The organism is Alcaligenes pakistanensis (assembly GCF_014652815.1).
GTDB lineage: Bacteria > Pseudomonadota > Gammaproteobacteria > Burkholderiales > Burkholderiaceae_B > Alcaligenes > Alcaligenes pakistanensis.
The window spans coordinates 784,363-784,927 of the sequence record NZ_BMZN01000003.1 but is presented as its reverse complement, the minus strand read 5'-3'; the positions used below and the strand labels follow the sequence as shown (position 1 = coordinate 784,927).

At 53.8% G+C, this 565-nt stretch carries 1 protein-coding gene; it reads left to right on the top strand.

Features of this window, described 5'->3' with window-relative positions; all coding sequences use genetic code 11:
* Positions 1 to 565, top strand: a 565-nt coding sequence (locus IE156_RS18660; protein WP_189392900.1) for an Ig-like domain-containing protein, incomplete at both ends; no start/stop codon positions are given.

Below are 565 nucleotides of genomic sequence, written 5' to 3'. Positions count from 1 at the left end.
AGCTGACCGTGACTACGGCATCGATACGGATCTGCCCGAAGCCGAGATCGCGATCAATGTGATCGCTGAAGACGACGTGATCAACAAGGCCGAATCGGAAGGTGATGTCACTATCACTGGTACGGTTGGTAAAGACGTTAAGGCTGGTGATACCGTGACCGTCACGGTCAACGGCAAGGACTACACGACCACGGTTAACGCCGATGGTAATACTTGGAACGTAGACGTTCCTGGCTCTGAGCTGATCCAAGACACGAACGTTAAAGCCAAGGTTGAGACTGAAGACGCAGCAGGTAACCCTGCTTCGGCTGAAGCTGACCGTGACTACGGCATCGATACGGATCTGCCCGAAGCTGAGATCGCGATCAATGTGATCGCTGAAGACGACGTGATCAACAAGGCTGAGTCTGAGTCCGACGTGACCATTACCGGTACCGTTGGCAAGGATGTGAAGGCCGGTGATACGGTCACGGTGACCGTGAACGGTAAGGACTACACCACGACCGTTAACGCTGACGGTAAGACTTGGAACGTGAATGTTCCTGGCTCTGAGCTGATCCAAGAC